The 1,519-nt window shown below is 65.4% G+C and carries 1 protein-coding gene; it reads left to right on the forward strand.

All coding sequences use genetic code 11. The features are described 5' to 3' along the window. The first annotated feature begins 80 nt into the window (after window positions 1–80). Window positions 81–1,433 (forward strand): transposase, encoded by a 1,353-nt coding sequence (locus tag MKK63_RS00015; RefSeq protein WP_243997523.1) that lies wholly within the window; start codon window positions 81–83, stop codon window positions 1,431–1,433. Window positions 1,434–1,519 lie beyond the last annotated feature (86 nt).

Genomic DNA, 1,519 nt, shown 5'->3' on the forward strand with positions numbered 1-1,519 from the left:
CGATTCTGTTGAAAAACTCGGGTGTTGCAGCGGCTGTGATGAGGTGATTCACTCCTGTCCAGAGACGGAGATCGAAGCAGATGATGGGACCTCGGCAAGTCGAGCAGGGTGCCCTGTTCTACGAGTTCTCGCTCGACACGCACGTTCCCACCGACCATCTACTTCGCTCCATCGACCGCTTCGTCGACCTGACCGGCCTGCGCCAGGAGCTGGCTCCGTTCTACGCCTCGACGGGCCGCCCTTCCGTCGATCCCGAGTTGATGATCCGCATGCTGATCGTCGGCTACTGCCTCGGCATCCGCTCCGAGCGTCGGCTTTGCGACGAGGTCCACCTCAACCTCGCCTACCGCTGGTTCTGCCGGCTCGGTCTCGACGGCCGGGTGCCGGATCATTCTACCTTCTCCAAGAACCGCCATGGCCGCTTCCGCGACTGTGATCTCCTGCGTCGCCTGTTCGAGACTGTGCTCGCCCGCTGCATCACCGAGGGGCTCGTCGGTGGCGAAGGCTTTGCCGTCGATGGCAGCCTGATCAAGGCCGATGCCAATCGGCAGAAGGGGGTGGAAGGCTCTGCCGGCCTGCCGCCTGAGGTCGTGAGCCGTGCTGCTCAGGAGTATCTGGCCGTCCTCGACGAGGCCGCCTTCGGGGCCGCAACGCCGGTGCCGCCCAAGTTCATCTCGCCCGCCGATCCGGCCGCGCGCTGGACCGGAGCGCACGGCGGGCAGGCGTTCTTCGCCTACACAGCCAACTATCTGATCGACCTCGACCACGCGATCATCGTCGACGTCGAGGCGACCACGGCCATCCGGCAAGCCGAGGTTACAGCGGCCAAACGCATGATCGAGCGTTCGCGCGAGCGCTTCGACCTCTATCCGGCCAAGCTGGCTGGCGACAGCGGTTACGGTTCGGCCGAGATGCTGGGTTGGCTCGTCTACGAGCAGGGCATCGAGCCGCACATCAGCGTATTCGACAAATCGACCCGCACCGACGGCACCTTCTCACGCGCCGACTTCACCTACGACCAGCCGGGCGACGTCTACCGCTGCCCGGCGGGCCAAGTGCTGACCACGACCGGCACCCTGGTCAACGACGGGGCGACGCTGCTGTACCGGGCGAGCAAGTTCGCCTGCGCGCCATGTCCGTTGAAGGCGCGGTGCTGCCCGAACGAGCCGGTGCGCAAGGTCCCGCGCTCGATCTACGAGGGCGCGCGGGACATGGCCCGCGACATCGCGCGGTCCGAGGAAGGCAAAACCTCACGACGCGAACGCAAGAAGGTCGAGATGCTGTTTGCCCACCTCAAGCGCATCCTGAAGCTGGACCGCCTCCGGTTACGAGGACCGAACGGAGCGAAGGACGAGTTCCACCTCGCAGCCGCCGCCCAGAACCTGAGGAAGCTCGCCAAGATCATCCCGGTCCCGCAGCCGAGCCCGGCTTGACCGGCAGGGGACACCCGGCTCGGGAACGAGAGCTCATCCCGCTCACGCTCCGATCTCGGACGAGAACGAGTTTTTCAACGAAATCG

Source organism: Methylobacterium sp. J-088, assembly GCF_022829295.1.
In the GTDB taxonomy this organism is placed as follows: Bacteria; Pseudomonadota; Alphaproteobacteria; order Rhizobiales; family Beijerinckiaceae; genus Methylobacterium.